Annotated in this window: 18 protein-coding genes and 2 pseudogenes; 14 read left to right on the forward strand and 6 right to left on the reverse strand. The window is 54.0% G+C overall.

Translation table 11 applies throughout. The features are described from left to right. Positions 1 to 12 precede the first annotated feature (12 nt). From CCB157_RS04125 to CCB157_RS04140, 3 genes and pseudogenes are all read left to right on the forward strand, one after another. Positions 13 to 678 (forward strand): YwrJ family protein, encoded by a 666-nt coding sequence (locus CCB157_RS04125; protein ID WP_077614662.1) that lies wholly within the window; start codon positions 13 to 15, stop codon positions 676 to 678. Positions 679 to 1,194: 516 nt separating this feature from the next. Next, a complete protein-coding gene (locus CCB157_RS04130) occupies positions 1,195 to 2,082 on the forward strand; it encodes a GNAT family N-acetyltransferase (RefSeq protein WP_077614663.1) in 888 nt (295 codons plus the stop codon). A gap of 745 nt (positions 2,083 to 2,827) precedes the next feature. Next, positions 2,828 to 4,332, forward strand: a pseudogene (locus tag CCB157_RS04140) (recombinase family protein). 2 nt (positions 4,333 to 4,334) lie between these two features. Here CCB157_RS04140 and CCB157_RS04145 read toward each other — a convergent pair. The 3 genes and pseudogenes from CCB157_RS04145 to CCB157_RS04165 form a co-directional block, all read right to left on the reverse strand. Continuing rightward, a pseudogene (locus tag CCB157_RS04145) lies at positions 4,335 to 4,694 on the reverse strand (sigma-70 family RNA polymerase sigma factor); the annotation flags it as partial. A 417-nt stretch (positions 4,695 to 5,111) separates the two neighbouring features. After that, positions 5,112 to 6,413: an ArsB/NhaD family transporter gene (locus CCB157_RS04155; protein ID WP_077614667.1), complete on the reverse strand. Its 1,302-nt coding sequence runs from the start codon at positions 6,411 to 6,413 to the stop codon at positions 5,112 to 5,114. Between the two features lie 381 nt (positions 6,414 to 6,794). Beyond that, complete coding sequence (locus tag CCB157_RS04165; RefSeq protein ID WP_077614669.1) at positions 6,795 to 6,932, reverse strand: sporulation histidine kinase inhibitor Sda; 138 nt, start codon at positions 6,930 to 6,932, stop codon at positions 6,795 to 6,797. A 454-nt stretch (positions 6,933 to 7,386) separates the two neighbouring features. Between CCB157_RS04165 and CCB157_RS04170 the strand changes: the two genes are divergently transcribed. From CCB157_RS04170 to CCB157_RS04205, 8 genes are all read left to right on the forward strand, one after another. Beyond that, positions 7,387 to 7,902, forward strand: coding sequence for a YqeG family HAD IIIA-type phosphatase (locus CCB157_RS04170; protein WP_077614670.1), 516 nt, complete (start codon positions 7,387 to 7,389; stop codon positions 7,900 to 7,902). A gap of 2 nt (positions 7,903 to 7,904) precedes the next feature. After that, on the forward strand, positions 7,905 to 9,005 hold the full coding sequence (gene yqeH / locus CCB157_RS04175; protein ID WP_077614671.1) for a ribosome biogenesis GTPase YqeH: 1,101 nt from the start codon (positions 7,905 to 7,907) through the stop codon (positions 9,003 to 9,005). A gap of 42 nt (positions 9,006 to 9,047) precedes the next feature. Then, a complete protein-coding gene (aroE, locus tag CCB157_RS04180; protein ID WP_077614672.1) occupies positions 9,048 to 9,878 on the forward strand; it encodes a shikimate dehydrogenase in 831 nt (276 codons plus the stop codon). Positions 9,879 to 10,017: 139 nt separating this feature from the next. Further along, complete coding sequence (yhbY, locus tag CCB157_RS04185) at positions 10,018 to 10,314, forward strand: ribosome assembly RNA-binding protein YhbY (RefSeq protein WP_077614687.1); 297 nt, start codon at positions 10,018 to 10,020, stop codon at positions 10,312 to 10,314. 14 nt (positions 10,315 to 10,328) lie between these two features. Continuing rightward, entirely contained in the window at positions 10,329 to 10,907 is a 579-nt protein-coding gene (locus tag CCB157_RS04190) for a nicotinate-nucleotide adenylyltransferase (RefSeq protein ID WP_077614673.1), read from the forward strand. Beyond that, entirely contained in the window at positions 10,900 to 11,508 is a 609-nt protein-coding gene (gene yqeK, locus CCB157_RS04195) for a bis(5'-nucleosyl)-tetraphosphatase (symmetrical) YqeK (RefSeq protein ID WP_077614674.1), read from the forward strand. Before CCB157_RS04190 ends, yqeK begins: the two co-directional genes overlap by 8 nt. Further along, positions 11,505 to 11,867 (forward strand): ribosome silencing factor, encoded by a 363-nt coding sequence (gene rsfS, locus CCB157_RS04200; protein WP_077614688.1) that lies wholly within the window; start codon positions 11,505 to 11,507, stop codon positions 11,865 to 11,867. Before yqeK ends, rsfS begins: the two co-directional genes overlap by 4 nt. Then, positions 11,860 to 12,612 (forward strand): class I SAM-dependent DNA methyltransferase, encoded by a 753-nt coding sequence (locus tag CCB157_RS04205; protein WP_077614675.1) that lies wholly within the window; start codon positions 11,860 to 11,862, stop codon positions 12,610 to 12,612. Before rsfS ends, CCB157_RS04205 begins: the two co-directional genes overlap by 8 nt. A gap of 209 nt (positions 12,613 to 12,821) precedes the next feature. On the opposite strand, the gene comER is transcribed toward CCB157_RS04205, so the two are convergent. Then, a complete protein-coding gene (gene comER, locus CCB157_RS04215; RefSeq protein ID WP_077614677.1) occupies positions 12,822 to 13,649 on the reverse strand; it encodes a late competence protein ComER in 828 nt (275 codons plus the stop codon). Positions 13,650 to 13,814: 165 nt separating this feature from the next. On the opposite strand from comER, the gene CCB157_RS04220 reads away from it, so the two are divergent. From CCB157_RS04220 to CCB157_RS04230, 3 genes are all read left to right on the forward strand, one after another. Further along, positions 13,815 to 14,489 (forward strand): helix-hairpin-helix domain-containing protein, encoded by a 675-nt coding sequence (locus tag CCB157_RS04220; RefSeq protein ID WP_158077194.1) that lies wholly within the window; start codon positions 13,815 to 13,817, stop codon positions 14,487 to 14,489. Between the two features lie 141 nt (positions 14,490 to 14,630). Continuing rightward, complete coding sequence (locus CCB157_RS04225; protein WP_077614689.1) at positions 14,631 to 15,170, forward strand: ComE operon protein 2; 540 nt, start codon at positions 14,631 to 14,633, stop codon at positions 15,168 to 15,170. Further along, on the forward strand, positions 15,133 to 17,532 hold the full coding sequence (locus CCB157_RS04230; RefSeq protein ID WP_077614679.1) for a DNA internalization-related competence protein ComEC/Rec2: 2,400 nt from the start codon (positions 15,133 to 15,135) through the stop codon (positions 17,530 to 17,532). The genes CCB157_RS04225 and CCB157_RS04230 overlap by 38 nt, the downstream gene beginning before the upstream one ends. 142 nt (positions 17,533 to 17,674) lie before the next feature. On the opposite strand, the gene CCB157_RS04235 is transcribed toward CCB157_RS04230, so the two are convergent. Next, the gene (locus CCB157_RS04235; RefSeq protein ID WP_077614680.1) at positions 17,675 to 17,809 is read right to left on the reverse strand and encodes a YqzM family protein; all 135 of its coding nucleotides are present in this window, start codon (positions 17,807 to 17,809) and stop codon (positions 17,675 to 17,677) included. Between the two features lie 219 nt (positions 17,810 to 18,028). After that, positions 18,029 to 18,738: UPF0236 family transposase-like protein (locus tag CCB157_RS04240; RefSeq protein WP_193432250.1), on the reverse strand; the 710-nt coding region annotated here is incomplete at its 5' end.

Consider the following 18,738-nt stretch of genomic DNA (forward strand, 5'->3'; position numbering starts at 1 on the left):
GTATGACTCACAATGAACTACTTGGACACGATGCTCGGCAAAACTGTGAAACTAGAGATCTCAGGTAATATCGAGCGTGTGGGAGTCTTGATCGATTTCGGGCAGGATGTGGTCGTCATCTATGACGGGTTGAACTATGTGTACATCCCTTCCGTCCATCTTCAGAATATCAGGCTCGTCTCGAATGTATCCGTCATATCGGGATCGGCTTTTGAACGAACGGATGTAGAAAATGACTTGTCCTACAGGAAAATATTAAATGAATCAAAGGGAATGTTTGTAAAAATTTACGTATCAGGCAATCAAGCGATCCACGGTTATATCACAAATGTGTTAACTGATTACTTTGTCTTTTTTTCTCCTGTTCACAAAACGTTATGGATTCCCTTGTTCCATCTCAAATGGTTAATTCCGTACCCGGAAAATCAGACACCGTACACACTCAGCAAAGACACGTTAGCGGTAACTCCTTCGGCACTCAAGATGCCCCGTACTTTTGAAGAACTACTTAAAAAAATGGAAGGAAAAATGGTTGTCTTTGACTTGGGAAACAATCCTGAAAAGGTCGGGTTACTTAAAAGCATCCAAAACCACATGGCCGAGCTAATCACTGCAGATCAAAAACCAAGGTACTGGAATATCCGACATATTAAGATGGTCAATTCTCCCAATCTCTGAGATCCTAGTTCTGAAAAGACGAGAACAGAGAACAGACCGGACGGAAAAATTTCCAATACTGACGGCAACGCTCGTGTTAGCGATGCCATTTTTAGTTTTTGAGGTGTATTTACAATAACAAACGATGTAGCCTATTTAAGATGAATGCCGTACGTCGTAAGGGATTGAGCACTGAAAGCTCAAATGTACGGGAACGCCCGTTCAGGAATGTGATCCGTTGCCAAAGGCTTTAGAGGGGGATTGGTGGCCGCTTCGCCACCACGCGGAGGTTACATCGTACTGCGAATCCATCTAGACACTGAAACAAGTTATAGATTACAGTATAAAAGACTGATAGGTTGGTTTATTATATGGTCATCAAGGGTGTGAGCGACTTCATTTCCGCGTAGGGCGGGCCGGTTTCAAGCCGTGTCCTGGCCATGAAGATGCGCATGGATTCGGTATTTCGATCCATGCGTCTCGTCGGGGAAAGAATTTCCGTGAACCATTTTACAAATCACTAGTGGAGGGAACGGGATGGTAACGATCACCAACTTGTCGGAATGCACGTTTCAACAGGCTTTGACCGCGTGGAACGAAGGCTTTCAAGGGTATTTTGCCGACATGACGCTCACGATGGACCGCTACATGTCGCGCTTTGCACAGGAAGGTCTATCTCCCGAGACATCCGTGGCGGCATGGATGAACGAACGCCCGGTCGGGTTTATTCTGAGCGGTGTTCGCACCACTGAGGGCAAACGAATCGCTTGGAACGGAGGCACCGGGGTCGTGCCGGAATATCGGCGAAGCGGGATTGGACGACGTTTGATGGAAGCCTGCCTGGACGTTTATCAGGCGCATGACATCGACATCGCCTTTCTGGAAGCGATTGCCGACAACACTCCGGCCATTGCGTTGTATGAACGGTTTGGTTACCGCATCGTCGACCGCGTGGCGTTCTTGAGCCGGACGGGACCGTTATCGGAGGATGTGTTTGGCGCCGCCGATTTGCCAGGCTATACCGTGGTGAAGGGGTTGCCGCATGAGGTGGCGCGCCTTCCCTTCTATCGGGCGTTCGTACCGTGGCAGAACCAGTGGCAAAGCGTATCCGGCGGAGGTTCAGTGATCCTGTTCGATAGCGCCGGTTCCCCCATCGCCTATGCGCTGTACAAGCACGTTGTGAATGAACGGGGAGAAATCACGGCCATCGCTTTGCATCAGTGCGCAGCGCACCCGGACGCCCCGGACAAACCTGGTGCGATTCGCCGGTTGCTTCGGGAAGTCTACGCATCGCTAGACTTGGATTGCCGGCGGTACACCGTCAATCTTTCCACTTCCGACGAGGTGCTGATGCGCGCGCTCGTGGAGGTGGGATTTACTCGGCAATTCGAGCAAGTGTTCATGATGCGTCACATGAAGGAGTAATTTTGTGGTTCTCCGAAGGTCTTCGGTCAACTTCGCGAGGATTGGTGTCCTGAGCTATTAAAAGAGCACGGCGCTTTTCTGAAGCAAACGAGATGGTGCAATCGCAGTGGCTAAAATTGGCGTTTTATGAAAGTATGCTGAATGGCGCTCGCCACCTATCTCAGCCGAAGCGAGAGGGTTCCATGACTTGCTCGTCTGTTGGAAAAGTGGGCTTTAAGCCGTTTTTCTGTGTTCCCATCACAGGTATTGACCTGTGATTTTTTTATCCATTCTGCAGAGAAATCGGTTGGCTCGCTTCGCAAAACGCAGTTCCTGACGGCATCGCTTTAAAGATGAAATACGCATTGTATACATGGCGGCTAATGGGAATGGGGTTAATGAAAGTGGCCTGCAAACAGCAGGGTGACAGCAACGGCCCAAAATCTTCGCGCAATTTTGTGGTTCAAACGGCAGACTCAGTCCGAATTTTCTTGAACGATCGTGTTGAGTCCGCGGATGAAACGAAACGGCTATCAGGACAGTTTATGGTTCAACGAAGAGAGACAAAAAGATCGTTCAAAACCGATTTGCAATAAGAAAATTGGACGATGTCCGTGAAGAAAGCTGACAAGCGGAACCCGCATACCTTTTGGTGTGGGGGGATGCGTGGTGCCTATTCGCATCATCGAAGGGGACTTTGCCGATAAAGTCCGTTTCTCCAGCTATGCTTATCTCATGGAGAAATATCGGAGGGAGAAGTTGGAGAATGATCGGAATATATGCCCGGGTCAGCACGGAAGAGCAGGCCAAGAAAGGGTTCAGCCTACAAGATCAAGTGGCCGAATGCCGGAAGAAAGCGGGGACGGACGAAGTCATTGAATATGTCGACGAAGGCATTTCCGGCGAATTTTTGGATCGGCCGGCCCTGTCCCGGCTTCGCCGCGATGTTCGCGACGGACTCATACAAAAAGTCATTTGTCTGGACCCGGACCGGCTTTCCCGCAAATTGATGAATCAGTTGATCATCACGGATGAATTGGAACGGCGCGGCGTCGAATTGGTTTTTGTAAACGGCGCATATGCTAAAACGCCGGAAGGTCAACTGTTCTACTCCATGCGCGGCGCGATCGCCGAATTTGAGAAGGCCAAAATCAACGAGAGGATGAGCCGCGGCCGCCGTGAAAAAGCCCGGCAAGGCAAAGTCGTCCGGGATTACCGCATCTACGGCTATGACTATGATAAAGAAAAAGGCCGGTTCATCATCAATGAGCAAGAAGCGCAGGTCGTGAAGCTCATTTTTGCTTTGTTCACTCAGCCTAACGATCTTGTCCGCGGCATCAACGGCATCGCGCACTATTTAACGAAAAAGAAAATTCCAACGAAGCGCGGCGCGAGCGTCTGGCATCGCCAGGTCGTCCGACAGCTCCTCATGAACCGGGCTTATATCGGTGAATTTTACCAAAATCGATGGAATACCGAGGGAATGCTCGGCAACAAATTCCGCGCGCCGGAAGAACGGATTTCGATGAAAGAAAGGCCGCGTGAAGAATGGATCCCTGTGCCGTGCCCGGCCATTGTGGACAAGGAAACCTTCGAACGGGCCCAAACCCTTTTACAAGCATCGCGGCGCAGGTGGGCGAAAACATCCAAACATCCGTATCTCTTGAGCGGGCTCGTCCGGTGCGGAAATTGCGGCAATACGATGACCGGCCGCGCGCCAAAAATTGGAATACCTATGTGTTTGAGTACGCCGATTACAAAAATTACGCCGGGGCCAAACATCGCGGCTGCGGACGAAGAATCAAGGCAGCGGATCTTGAACGGGAAATATGGGAATCGGTCGTCCGCTGGCTCAATCAGCCGGAGGCGATCGCGGCCGCGAGTGAAAGGGAGCAAGCAGAAAAGCCGGCCTTGGAAGAGGCGGAAATGGCGCGACTAGAGTCGGAAATCACGAAGGCCAAAGAGGGGCGCAAGCGGCTGCTGAAGCTGTTTGCGCAAGGGGTGGATCTCTCCGAAGACGAAGTGCGGCAATCGCTGCAGGAATTAAAAGAAAAAGAAGCAGAGCTGACTAAACAGTGGCAGGAACTCAAACGGTCCCTTCAAAGCAGAAAACCAACCCGGTATCGTCCAAACCTCCTGCGCGAAGCCGTTGAGTACTATTTGCAGAAGGGAAAAGCGGAACTCACCTTCGATGACAAACAAGAACTGATCCGTCACGTCGTCCGCGAAATCCGGGTTTATGAGGACCGTATTGATATTTATACATTTTAGTGCACCGCTAATGACTTTAGATTCTCGTTTTCAATGCACCGCGCGGCGTAGGTCGCGAGTTTTGTCCCTTTACCCGTGGAATAGCTTTCGATCGCTTTGATCAAGCCGATCGTGCCGATGGAGATGAGATCTTCGTTGTCTTCCTTTGTGTTCTCGAATTTTTTTACGATGTGGGCCACGAGGCGCAAGTTATGTTCGATCAGCTTGTTGCGGGCCTCTTTATCTCCTTGAGCCATCCGCTCCAGGCATTCGCGTTCTTCCTCTTCCGGAAGCGGTTGTGGGAAAGCGTTGTTTTTTACATACGAGACAAACAGCCAAAAATCCTTAAACAAATAAGCCAAGCTCCCGAGCAGAGAAAGCACATTCCCACCTCCGTCATGTTGGGCTCTTTTGCCTGATACTAAGATTATGAGGCGGCGGTCCGTCCCGTGTCTGTCCGGGCGAGGCGTTCGCAGGATCTTCCCGGATGGAATTTGCTAAACCGCCGTCCGTTCGACATGAAGGCGGACGCCGAAATCAGTATGTAAAACATACGGGGGCTGAGGTTTTGAAGCCGGCAAAGCCTTGGCCTTAATCATCAGGACAGGATGATTGGCCGGCGACCATCCGACGCCCGTCGCCGCCAACCTCGAGATGAAAGCGACGCCAAAGGCGGCCGATGTCCCGGATCGTTTCCAGTTTCCCATGTTTAAGAAAGCGAATGCCGTTCATCCCGCCATCGGAGGCACTGAAAGGGATGAAAAAGGCGCGGCTCCGTTAACGGAACCGCGCGCAGGGGATTACAGAAAAAGCAAATAGCGGAAGAAGATATAAATCGTTGAGATGACCAAAGCGACGAACGTCAATGGTGCGCCGATTTTCAAAAATTCCATGTAGGAGAAGCCGTGGCCATGCCGTCGGGCGATGCCGCTGACGACGACGTTGGCGCTCGCGCCGATGACGGTGGCATTGCCGCCGAGGCAGGCGCCGAGCGCTAGCGACCACCAGAGCGCGTCGACGTGCGGCGAATGGATGCTGTAGCCCATGCCTTCGACCATTTTCTCAATGAGGGGAATCATCGTGGCGACATATGGAATGTTGTCAATCGTCGCGGAAGCCAAACCGGACACCCACAGGATGAGGAGCGCGGTCAGCGCGATGTTGCCGTGCGTAAGATCGAGGGCAAGCTGCGCCAACGCCTTGATGACGCCGGCGTGGTCCAACGCGCCGATGACGGTGAACAAGCCGCAGAAAAAGAAAATCGTCTCCCACTCGACAGTCCACAAGACTTCTTCGACTTCATCGTGTTTAACGCCGATCAGCATTAACAGTGTGGCGCCGGAAATCGCGACGACCGCATTGTCGACATGGATGACGGGGTGAAGCAGGAAGCCCAAAATCGTCAGCGCCATCACAACCAATGATTTTTTCAGCAGCTTGGGGTCTTTTAAGTATGCTTTTTCATTTAACGCCATCAGCGCCTTTCGTTTTTCCTCGGGCACGTGCATCTGGCCTCTGAACATGTAATAAAAAATCCATAACGTCACCGCGCCGATGAGAAGGATGACCGGCGTCAAGTTTAATAAGAAGGCGTTAAACGTCAAGTGCTTGACGGCTTGGCCGAGCATGATGTTCGGCGGATCGCCGATCAGGGTGGCGGTGCCGCCGATGTTTGAAAAAAGCACTTCCGAAATTAAAAAAGGTACGGGATTGACGCCGAGAATGCGGGTGATCGATAACGTCACCGGGGCGATGAGCAAAACCGTCGTCACGTTGTCCAAAAAAGCCGATCCGAGGCCGGTGAGGGCGGACAAAACGATCAGGATGTGAACCGGCCGGCCCTTGACCCATTTGGCCGAATGCACGGCGGCGTATTGGAAAACGCCGGTTTTGTTCGTCACGCCGACGAGGATCATCATTCCGACGAGGAGGGTGATCGTACCCCAATCGATATATTTGTGGAAGGCGGTTTCGATATCGATAAGGCCCAAAAGGACGGCCAAAACCGCACCGATGAGCGCCATGACCGCGCGATTGATTTTTTCGGTGATGATGATGGCATAGGTAAGAAGAAAGAGGGCGATGGACAAATAAAAAGACATCGTTGACGGTCACTCCTAATCTAGCCGCGCAAAACTCGGTTGAAAATGTTGCCGTGATCCCAATCGAGGGACGGTGCGGTACCTCAGTGGGTGCCTCGGCATTTCCGCATCCGTTCGCCGGTGATACGGGCGCGCGCATGAATTATGGAAGGATCGAGGCCCCGGCGGCGGCTGAAGGCTCAAACCGCTTTTTTATTGCTGTTGCGCCGTTTCGTCAATCTTTCTTTATTTTACATGAAATTCAATCATCCGTACAATTTAACAACTTCTTGAAACGATAGGTGTCGGGCGGCGGCAATGAGAATGGAAGAAGGAGATGAGCGCCGGCGTCGGTCAAAACGAAAAAAAATAAACGAGCAAATCGGCTCGTCGATCTAAGGGTTATACTTGTTCCAAAAAACGGGTGAGCGAACGCTTCTGAATTTCCTGTTCGATCAAGCGGATGAATTCCTTGCCGAGTCGAAGCTCTTTCGCTTTGAAGTAGGATTCGATGAGAAGTTCATCGGAGAGCTTGTCCATGATTGCCCCTTGTCGGGCCCACCTCCTCACAATTCTCATACCGTTGACAACTTGTCTATCAAAAATTTATCATGATTAATCGGCGTGAACAACCGGCCCATTATCCACATCCACGCGGTGGATAACATGTGGGCAATGTGTTTATAACCCCCTGGATTCTAGTGTTGGATAATGTGGAAAATGTGCATAAAGTTATCCACAATCGCGGGGCAAGTCATAAAATGTCGAATTATTTTGCGCATGACAACGTTTTTTATACATAGTATGATGATTTGTATGAAAAAGGGGGACGCGGGCGGCGCCGGCATTGGAGTGCCGTCTCCGCCGCTTTCGCTATTTCCCTTCCCGCGCGTCCTGTGAAAGGCGTTTCCCTCTCGGACGGTGCCGCGTCCGAGAGGGTGTGCGGCTTGGTAAAACCCTGGTCTTTATGGGAAAATACTATTGAGGTGTGACGATGTTAAAAAAGTTTTTTCCGGATCAACACGTGAAAAGCGTTTTGGACGTCGCGGCCGAAGAACTGCGGGCCAACAATATTAAAGGAATCATCACGGATTTGGACAACACGCTGGTCGCATGGGACGAACCGTCGGCGCCGCCGCGGCTCATCGAATGGTTTGAACGCATGCGGGCGGCGGGCATTGCCATCACCGTCGTATCCAATAATAATGAAAGCCGCGTCCGCGCTTTTTGCGAACCATTGAACATTCCTTATGTTTCGAGAGCGCGCAAGCCGATGAGACGGGCTTTTAAACGGGCGATTCGCCAAATGGGGTTGGCGAAAGAAGACGTCGTCGTCATCGGCGATCAATTGCTCACGGACATCTACGGCGCGAAACGCCTCGGTGCCCGGGCGATATTAGTCGTGCCCGTGAAAAGCACCGATGGTTGGATGACGCGGATTAATCGGAAAATCGAACGGCTTTTGCTTTCGATCATGCGGAAAAAAGGCTTTATTCATTGGGAGGATTGAGCGTGTCGAAACAGATCATTTGTGCCGGTTGCGGCATACCGATCCAGACGGAGGATGAAACGCGGCCGGGTTATGCGCCCCCGTCAGCGCTTGAGCGGGAGTCGGTCGTCTGTCGGCGCTGCTTCCGCTTGACGCATTATAACGAAGTGCCCGATATCGCACCGACGGATGACGATTTCATCCGGTTGCTTCAGCGCATCGGGGAAAGCGACGCTTTGATCGTTTATCTCGTCGATATCTTTGATTTTAACGGCAGCTGGGTGAGCGGCCTCGGCCGCTTCGCGGGGAAAAACGACATCCTTCTCGTTGGCAATAAAATCGACGTGCTCCCGAAATCGACGAACAAAGACAAGTTGAAGCGCTGGCTCCGGCGCATGGCGAACGAATACGGCATCCATCCCGTCGACGTTCTCTTGATCAGCGCCGAAAAGGGGTTCGGCGTGCGCGAACTCGCCGAACGGATGGACGAGTGGCGTCAAGGGAAAGACGTTTTCGTCGTCGGCTGCACCAATGTCGGAAAATCGACGTTTATCAATCGTTTGATCAGCTTGTACGGTTTATCCAACCGGAAGGTGACGACCTCGGCGTTTCCGGGCACGACGCTTAACTTCATCGAACTTCCCCTTGCGGGTGGCCGCGTATTGTACGACACGCCAGGGGTCATCAATCGCCACCAAATGGCGCACGCCGTCACTTACGATGAGTTAAAAATCATTTTGCCGAAAAAGGAGATCCGGCCGAAGGTTTATCAATTGAACGAACGGCAGACGATCTTTCTCGGCGGGCTCGCCCGCATCGACTATATGGGGGCGGGCAGGCGTTCGCTCGTCGTTTACGCGTCGAACGATTTGTACATTCACCGCACGAAATGGGAAAATGCCGATGCGCTTTACAAGGAACAAGTCGGGAAATTGCTCGCACCGCCGTATCATCCCGAGGATTTTCCGGAATTGGTGCGCCAAGATTTTTCCATTGATGATGAGGAATCGGACATCGTCTTTTCCGGTCTCGGCTGGGTGTCCGTCAAAGGCGTCGGAGCCACCGTGCGCGCTTATGCCCCAAAAGGCATCCATATTATTAAACGGCCGTCGATCATCGGTTGACGGCGATCCGGCTGCTTATATAACATGAGAGGAGGCTGCCGTTTGGGCGAATGGCTCGGCGTCATCGGCGATCCCATCGAACACAGTTTGTCGCCGATCATGCACCAGAAATGGTTTGCGGATTTTGGTTGGTCCCATCATTACCAGGCGTTTCGCGTCAAGCGCGATGATCTCAAACAAGCGGTCGACGGCTTGCGCGCCCTTGGCGCCAAAGGCTTTAATGTGACGATCCCGCACAAAGTCGCCATCATGCCGCTCTTGGATGAGATCGATGACGAAGCGCGCGCGCTCGGTGCGGTGAACACGGTTATCCATACGGATGGGCGTTTGCTCGGCACGAATACCGACGGGCTCGGTTTTATTGAAAGCTTAAAGGAAAAAAACGTGCCGTATGCCGGCGCGGACGTCCTGATCCTCGGAGCGGGCGGCGCGGCGCGGGCGGTCGGGCTTTCGCTCGCCCGCCATGCCGGCCGGGTCGATGTCGCCGGCCGCACCCTCGAAAAGGCGGAAGCGCTCGCGCACGACATCGCGAAAACGACGGCGAGCGCGGCTTATACGTTGGAGCGGGCGGCGGCGCGGCTTGACGGTTACCGCTTGATCATCAATGCGACACCCGTCGGGATGACGCCGAACATCGATGCGGCGCCGCTTTCTTTGGAGCGGATTTCGGATCAAGCAACTTGCATCGATTTAATTTATCGCCCGTTGGAAACCCGCTTCATGAAGGAAGCCCGTCAAAAGGGAGCGCGGGTGGTAAACGGGTTGCCGATGCTGATTCATCAAGGCGCGCTCGCCTTTGAGCGGTGGTTTGGACGGCGCCCCGACACCGCGGGCATGGAGACGTATTTATCCCAAATCCTTGCGGCCGATTGATGACGGCGCGCTTTCAGGTTCCCGACGGATGGCGGGGTCCAGAACTTGTTTGAAAAAGTTTGGTTTCCGGCGGCCGGATGGAAAGGGCGCCGGAACGCTTGAAAAAACCCCTGCGTCGAGCGGGGCGGGAGGGTATCGATTGTTAACGGGAAAACAGAAGCGCTTTTTGCGGAAAGAAGCCCATCATTTAAAACCGATTTTTCAAATCGGCAAGTCCGGTATTCACGATGTTTTCATAAAGGAAATTCAAGACGCGCTCGAAGCGCGGGAATTGATTAAAATCAACGTTCTCCGCAACGCGATTGAAGAGCCCGAGATGGCCGGCCAGATCCTTGCGGAAAAGACCGGCGCCGAACTCGTCCAAGTGCTTGGCTCGACGATCACGTTGTACAAACGGTCCGAAAAACATCCGCGGATCGAATGGCCGCGGGAATAGAAAGGGTTCTTCCGATGAAGATCGGCCTGCTCGGCGGAACGTTCGATCCCCCACATCACGGGCATTTGATCATGGCGGATGAAGCGATGTCGGCCTGCGGCTTGGACGAAGTGTGGTTTTTGCCGAGCCATATACCGCCGCATCTTGAACGGAAAGCGACGCGGCGGACGACGCCCGTTCACCATCGCATCGAAATGGTCCGCCTTGCCATCCAAGGGAATGATCGCTTTAAGTTGTCGCTCGTCGAAGTGGAGAGGAAGGGGCGTTCTTATACATACGATACCTTGATGGAACTCGGCGAACGGTATCCGCAGCATGATTTCCATTTTATTATCGGCGCGGACATGGTGAACGATCTCCCGAAATGGCACCGCTTTGAAGAGATCAAAGCGAGCGTGCAATTTATCGGCCTGAATCGCCCCGGTATTGTCGCCCATCCGCCGGACGGCGTCGCCATCGAATTTGTCGACATGCCGGAGATCGCCATCTCCTCCAGCATGATCCGGGAGCGGATCCGCCTGCGCCAACCGTGGCGTTATTTGTTGCCGGAAGCCGTGAAAACTTATATTGAGGAGAACGATTTGTATGAATAAAGCGGAAGCATTGGAAAAAGTGAAGAACATTTTGCCCGAGCGCCGTTTTCAACATACCCTAGGCGTCGTTCAGGCGGCGCTGGAGCTCGCGGACCGCTTCGGGGCGGACCGCGACAAAGCCGAACTCGCGGCGATCCTTCACGACATCGCTAAGTATTTTCCGGAAGAAGAGATGGCCGAGACGATCCGAAGCCATGCGGAACTGGACGATGAACTCTTGAATTACCATCCTTCCTTATGGCACGCGCCGGTCGGCGCTTTGTACGTACGCGACCGCCTCGGGGTTGACGACCCGGAGGTGCTCGATGCGATCCGCTACCATACGACGGGCCGGCGCGGCATGACTTTATTGGACAAAGTCGTCTTTTTAGCCGATTATATCGAACCCGGACGGGATTTTCCCGGCGTTCAAGAAGTGCGCGACATCGCCCGGACGGATTTGGACGCGGCTTGCGCGCAGGCGCTCGCCAATACGATCCGATTCCTGATCGAGCAATATCACGACGTGTATCCGGACACACTTTTGGCATACAACGATTTGATTAAAACAACCGGGAGGCGATTGAAAGATTGGAAACAAAGAACGGGGAAATCGCTTTGAAGGGTGAAGCATTGGCCCGTTTCGTCGCCCGCGCGGCGGACGACAAAAGGGCGCACAACATTGTCATCTTGAACATGAAAGGCATCTCGATCATGGCCGATTACTTCGTCATCTGCCACGGCAACTCGGAAAAACAGGTTCAAGCGATCGCCGGAGAGATTGAAGACGCTTGCGAGGAAGCGGGCGTCCCGCTCAAACGGATGGAAGGCTTTGAAAACGGGCGATGGGTGCTCGTCGATCTCGGCGATGTCATCGTTCACGTGTTCCATAAAGATGATCGTGACTATTATCAACTGGAAAAACTTTGGGGCGACGCACCGATGGAAGCTTATGTAGGAGAAGCAGGCGAAAATGGCTGACGCCACGGCTTACCGGCATTTTGCCGCCGTTTACGACGAATTGATGCGGGAGGCGCCCTATGAGCGCTGGGCGGATTATTTAAACCGAATGACCGACACATTTGGCGTCACCGGCCGGCGCGTGTTGGATTTGGGATGCGGGACGGGGACGCTCGCTTTGCTTTTGGCCGAAAAAGGTTGGGACGTAACCGGTGTGGATCAATCCGAAGACATGCTCGCGGTCGCCGACGAAAAAATTTCCCGCGCCGATGCGAACGTCGCACTTATCCAACAAGACTTGCGCGCCTTGGATCTCGGCGCCGCCTACGACGTGGCCGTCGCCTTTTGCGACGTTCTGAATTACATGGCCTCCATCGAGGAAGTGGAAGACGTCATCCGCCGGGTGCATCGCCATTTGTCGCCGGGCGGATTGTTCCTTTTTGATGTTCATTCCGTTTATAAAATCGACCGCGTGTTCCGCGACGCCTCCTTTTGTTCCGGCGAGGACGATATCGCTTATATTTGGGAATGTTTCCCGGGAGACGAACCGCACAGCGTATACCATGAGTTGAGTTTTTTTGTCCGGGAACCTTCCGGGCTTTACCGGAGGTTTGACGAGACGCATTACGAGCGGACGTATCCCGCAGAAACGTATCTCGATGCGTTGAAGCGCGCCGGTTTTACGGATGTTCGTGTCGAAGCCGATTTTCAATGCGGGCCGCCGACGGACACTTCGGAACGCTTGTTTTTTGCGGCGCAGAAATAGGCCAATATCATTGTCTTGGACCTTCCGCTTTTCCGAGAAGGGTCCCATAATGAAAAACGATCCTTTGTTGCGCGCATCGGACCGATCGCACGGCAACGAGAAAATCTCCGCGGGGCAATGGCAAGCCCGAGCGGAGATTTTTTCTGGCAGGAATTTCGGCGGAGATGTCGAAAGAATAACGTGTCGACCTTTCGAGGCCGTTCCTCGATTTATGCTTGCCCATCAAAACCCCGTTTGACCGCTTCGCGATCTTCCTTGAATTTTTCTTGGGTTTTCCGAAAGAGGTGGTGAAACATGGCCCCGGTTTCCCGCTCCAACACGTTCAGCCCCACGCCGGTCACCCCGCCTTGGACTTGGACCTTTTGCCTCAACGTTTTAAGCGTATAAATTTGGCGTTTTAACAGCGCGCCGAAGCCGACCATCATCTCCGTCGTTAAGGCGACGGCCAGTTCCTCCGAAATGGCCGTTTCTTCCGTCGCCGCCCGGATCATCCGTTCGAGCAGAAAGCCGATAAAGGCCGGGCCGGCGCTGGCCAGATCCGAGGCGACGCGCGTCACGTCGTCCGGGATTTCGATCGGCGTGGAAAAATGAGACGCCAACCGCCGCAACGTCTGCTTGTCTTCCGCGTTTATCCTGGAGCCGTAAGTCAATAAGGTGGCGCCCGCAAGCGCCCGATTGGTGATGCTCGGGATCCAGCGCACGCCTTTTCCGGAAACGCTCGCTTCAATGTCATCCGGTCCCACCGGACTGGTGATGGAGACGATGATGTCTTCTTCCGCGACGCTTCCGCCAATCCGGCGGAGAAGACCGGGCATCTCCGTCGGACGCACGCAGAGGAAGGTGAGGTTCGACCGGCGGACGACTTCGTCGGCGGTATCGGCGACCGCGATCCCGGGGACGCGCGATCGGAGCGCTTCCGCTTTCGCTTTTGTCCGATTCATGACGACCACCTCTTCAGGAATGGCCGCCCGGCTTTCGATGAACGCCTCTACAAGAATCGATCCCATGTTTCCGGTTCCGATCACCCCGATATGCACGGGTTATCTCCCCCTTTTCAGATCAACCGGAACAGCCTGGCTCCGCCCCGGCGCCGCTTCGCGTTGACTCTTGCATTCCTCCATGAGAACGCGCGAATGTCCTTACATCCCTATGCCTCCCCAGCTTTAAATATTCCCGCGGGTGAAGAGAGGAGCGATGAAATGTTGAAGGAGAAGTGGCCGTACTTTGTCTTGGCCGCCTTTGCCGTCCTGCTGATCGTTATTTATCGTTATCATTCGGCGCCGCAAACGGACGAAGGGACATGGGATGACGTTTTGAAAGAGCAAGCGGCGGCGCAAAACGAAACCCGATCGCAGGAAGGGGCAAGCGATGGCGGAAAGACGGCGGCAGCGAACGGCAACGAAGCGCAAAACGGGACCATTATGGTCGACGTAAAAGGCGCAGTCAAGCACCCCGGCGTTTATGAAATGAAACCCGGCGACCGCGTCATCGACGTGTTGGAAAAGGCGGGCGGATTGACGGATAAAGCGGACAACAAGAACGTCAATTTCGCCAAAAAATTGACGGACGAGATGGTGGTATACATTCCGGCAAAAGGAGAGAAGCCCGTCGAGAACGCCGCGGCCGGAGCGCTCTCGACGGGCGGGACGGATGAGGGAGCCGCCGCCGCTGGTGGTGAGGCGGAAAAAATTAACATTAACACCGCGAGCGAAGAAGAACTGCAAAAGCTGCCCGGCATCGGACCCGCCAAAGCCGCGAGCATCGTCGCCTACCGGCAAAAGCACGGTCCGTTCCGTTCGGTCGATGAGCTGGATAAGGTGTCGGGGATCGGCGAAAAATCCTTGGAACGCATCAAACCGCTGGCTGTCGCTCAATAATCGGTTTTTTGCGAGCCGCCGACAGGATTCTTCCGCGCCATCCGCCCATCCGTTGACGGGCGTCAAACCGTGTCGATAAAATGGTCATAAGTCATAAAGAAAGGTGGGGTTTTCGTGAGATTGTCTTGGGATCAATATTTCATGGCGCAAAGCCATTTACTCGCCAACCGCAGCACATGCACCCGACTGGCCGTCGGAGCAACGATCGTCCGCGACCGCCGCATCATCGCCGGCGGTTATAACGGGTCGACCTCGGGAGGCGTCCATTGCACCGATGTCGGCTGTTATGTGGTCGACGGCCATTGCGTCCGCACGATCCATGCGGAGATGAACGCCATCCTGCAATGCGCGAAGTTCGGCGTGCCGACCCAGGGGGCGGAAATTTATGTCACGCATTTTCCGTGCCTTTCATGCTCCAAGGCGATCATACAAGCCGGCATCAAGAAGATATACTACGCCAATCCTTATCACAACGATCCGTACGCGATGGAACTCCTTGAAGATGCCGGCGTCGAGACGGTCCACGTCCCCTATGAAAATCCGTTTGAAACCGTACCGGAGGAAGAGCAGCTCGCCTTCGTTGTTGAGTTGCTGAAAGAAATGGAAGCGCTTGGCGCCGATAAAGAAAAAGTGAAAGATTTTTATGAACGGGCCCGTCAGCTTTACGAGAAAGGTTCTTGACCCGGGCCTTTCTCACGGTCGCCGCATGGTCGAAGCGGTGCGAAAAGCCTTCCGTGAAGGGAGGCGCAACGGCCATCTCCTCGCGGCCGCCGCCGCCATCGCGGTTTGGCAACGGAGCGATCCGAGCGGAGTCGTCCTTCTTCTTACCGCCATCGGTTTTATGACGCTTTTCATTTATAAGCGAACGCTGGCCGTTTGTACCCTCTTGATTTTTGTCGGCATGTGGGCAAACGCCGCCCTCCGCGACCGGCCGACCGCCTTGACGCCCGCCGACACGGTTTGGACGGGGACGGTCGCATGGCCGGAAATCGACGGTGACCGTCTGAAAACCGATTTTCGAACGGCGCAAAACGAGACGGTGCGGCTCGTTTACACCATGAAAAGCGAAGAAGAAAAGCGCTTTTTCCAACAAACATTGAAGCCGGGCGCGGTTTGCCTCGTGAACGGGAGCTTGGAAAGGCCGCAGGCTACGACGAATTTTTACGCGTTTGACTATCCGGCCTATTTAAAGCACAAAGGCATCCATTGGGTCCTGAATGCCGAGTCGATCCTGCGTTGCCGGTCGGGCCGGCCCGGACTGATCGATCGCATCAAACGCTTGCGACAAGCCGGCGTTTCGGCCACGGAGCGCGAGCTGCCCGAGCCGTTGGCCGGATTGGTGAACGCGCTCGTCTACGGCGATCGCTCTGCGATGGATCCGAACGTGCTCACCGCTTATCAAAACCTTGGACTCGTTCATCTCCTCGCCGTCTCGGGCCTCCACGTCAGCCTCATCGCCGGCGCCGTTTATTATTTGCTCCTTCGCGCCGGTTTTCTGAAAGAGCACGTCCGCCTTTTTATGGCGCTCGTCTTGTTGCCGGCTTATGCGATCTTGACGGGGCTTTCCCCGTCGGTGTGCCGGGCGGCGCTCATGCTCGGCTTTCAGCTGCTGGCGCCTCTTTTAAAATCCAAGCCTTCGCCGCTCGCCGCGCTCGCTTTCAGCGCTCTCCTCCAGTTGTTTTTATCCCCAGGCGTCCTGTTCGACATCGGATTTGAGCTTTCCTACCTCGTCACATTGGCGATCATCGTTTCGGCTCCGACGATTAGCCGCCGCCATGCCAACTTTTTGGTCCGCACGTTTGTCATGACCGGCATCGCCCAGCTTGCGACGCTGCCGCTCATCGCCTTCTATTTTTACGGCTTTTCCCTCCTCGGTTTTTTCCTGAACGTCTTCTATATTCCGTTCATTACGTTCGTCATCTTGCCGCTTTCTCTCGCCGCAGCGGCCCTCAGTCCCGTTTTTCCCGCCTTGCGCGGCCCGTTGGAAGCCTGTTTGTCGCTCATGGTGGGGCCGGCCCACGCCTTCTTGACGAAGCTGGATGAACGAAGCCTTTTGTATGTGACGACCGGACGTCCGGGGACATGGCTCATGCTGGGGCTGATCATCCTTGTGCTCGCGCTTTTGATGCTGTGGGAGAAGCTGGAGGGCGCCGGTTCGCTCTTCCTTCCCTTTATCGGGGCCGTCTTGATCGGTGCGCTGGCGACCGTTGTTTCCTGGATTTCTCCGGTCGGCTCCGTCACGTTTTTGGATGTCGGTCAAGGAGACAGCATTTTCATCCAGCTTCCTCATGCAAGAGGCAACGTGTTGATCGATACCGGCGGGCGCCTGCCCATTGCGCAAAAAAGCTGGCAAAGGGAAAGGGATCCGTTTAACATCGGCCGCGACATCGTTTGCCATGAGCTCAAGGCGATGGGCGTCCGGCGCATCGATCGCCTCGTCTTGACGCACCGGGATTTTGACCATATTGAAGGATTGGAAGGTTTGATCGGCTGCATGCCGATCCGGCAATTGATCGTGGCCCGGCCGTTCACGGCGACCAAAACCGAATGGGCATGGTTTCAAAAGGCGCGGGCGCTCGGTGTACAACTCGTGCGCGTTTCTCCGGGCGTTCGCTGGGGAGCGGGGTCGGAAACGTTTCAAGTCTTGTGGCCTTATGAGAAAACCGAGTCGACGAACGGCCAATCGCTCGTTTTGTTTGCCCGCCTTGGCGGAAGCCGTTGGCTTTTCACGGGCGATCTCGACAGGGAGGGGGAGCTTGAGCTTATAAAGAGGCATCCCAACTTAAAAATTGACATGCTCAAGGTGGGGCACCATGGGAGCCGCACCTCGAGCGCGCCGGCGTTCATCGATGCGATTGCGCCCCGCCTCGCGGTCATATCCGTCGGAGCGCACAATCGCTACGGCCACCCGCACGAAGAGGTGCTGAAAATCTTTCGCGACCGCCGCATCCCGGTTATGCGGACGGACCGCTCGGGGGCGATCCGCATCGTTTTCGACGCCCGTCACATCGTCGGAGTGGAAACGGCAACGACAAAAAAATGAGAGGGTGTTTTCCCGTCTTTCGGGTTCACCCTCTTTTCACCATTTCCGTTATTTTTTAGATCGCTGAAACGGCCAACGCATGATTGCCCCGCGTCCGAAACGCGCGGGAGCAAGCGCGAATCGTCGCTGCCTTGCGCCTTGCTCACTTCATGATCTGTTGGACGACGATGCCGATGATAAAGAGGACGGCGAAGAATAAGAACGAGAACGTAAACCCGTTTGCGGCATCGACAAAGTCATTTCTTGTGTCGTGCAAGTCTTTTTCAAACTCGTTCACAGGAACCCCTCCTGCCACTATGTATGCCCATTTTATGATCAGGGTATTTTGCCTTCGCATTGCTGGACGGTCATTCATAGTATAAACCAAATCATAAAAAAATCCAACTTGTCAAAATTTCTTGATGCAGTCAAGCTTTTGTGGGCACTTTTCTTGTACAATGCAATTTGAAAGCGTTCTCCTATTTTCTTGGACTTCTTACGGAAGCTCTCTTAATGTTTAAAAACCGATCAGCCCTTTCAAAGTGCTGTGAATCATCGTGCCTGAAGATTGTTTCATATAGGGGATGTTGTCGCGTACATCATTTACGATTTGCTTGGTCAGCCTTTTACGGGTTTTGGTCTCTGGAGCCTTACGACCCGAACCGTTTGTTTCACGGTTCGGCACCCATTGCCCAAACCACGTTTTGACCTCCAACCGATCCTTGTCAGCAATCATCCATTGGGTCATCGCCTCTACACCGGCTGCGCTCCAACTGCGCCCCTGTTTGAGGCGAGCCGCAAATTGGCTCATCAGGCCTTCCGAAGCCCCCATCGTGCACATCCCGCGGGTGTCCATCCCTTTTTCTTCGAGCCACGCCTTATAATCACATAAGGCTTCTTTATGTTTCGTGACATACGCGATGAACACCTCTAGCTTCGCTTCGCCTTCCGGTGTAGCCATCGTTCCCACGGCGCTGTTCAGCTCCACGATCAACCGCTCCGGATCATTCTCGTTCAGCGCCCGTTTCATCGCGGAATAGCGCGGATGATCTTTCATGATTAGATGCAAATCGCGGGCGACATGGAACCGATCCAAATGATAAAACGCCCGGCCCTTGAAGTCCTCTTGGCAAGCCGAAATCCAACCGGCTCCATCCCCGTTAATGACCAACTTCGTTTTCGTCGCGTCATAGTCGTAGTGCTGCTCCAAGAAGCTTTCAAAGCCTT

Origin of the sequence: Caenibacillus caldisaponilyticus, from assembly GCF_002003465.1 — a bacterium.
Lineage (GTDB): Bacteria > Bacillota > Bacilli > Bacillales > Sporolactobacillaceae > Caenibacillus > Caenibacillus caldisaponilyticus.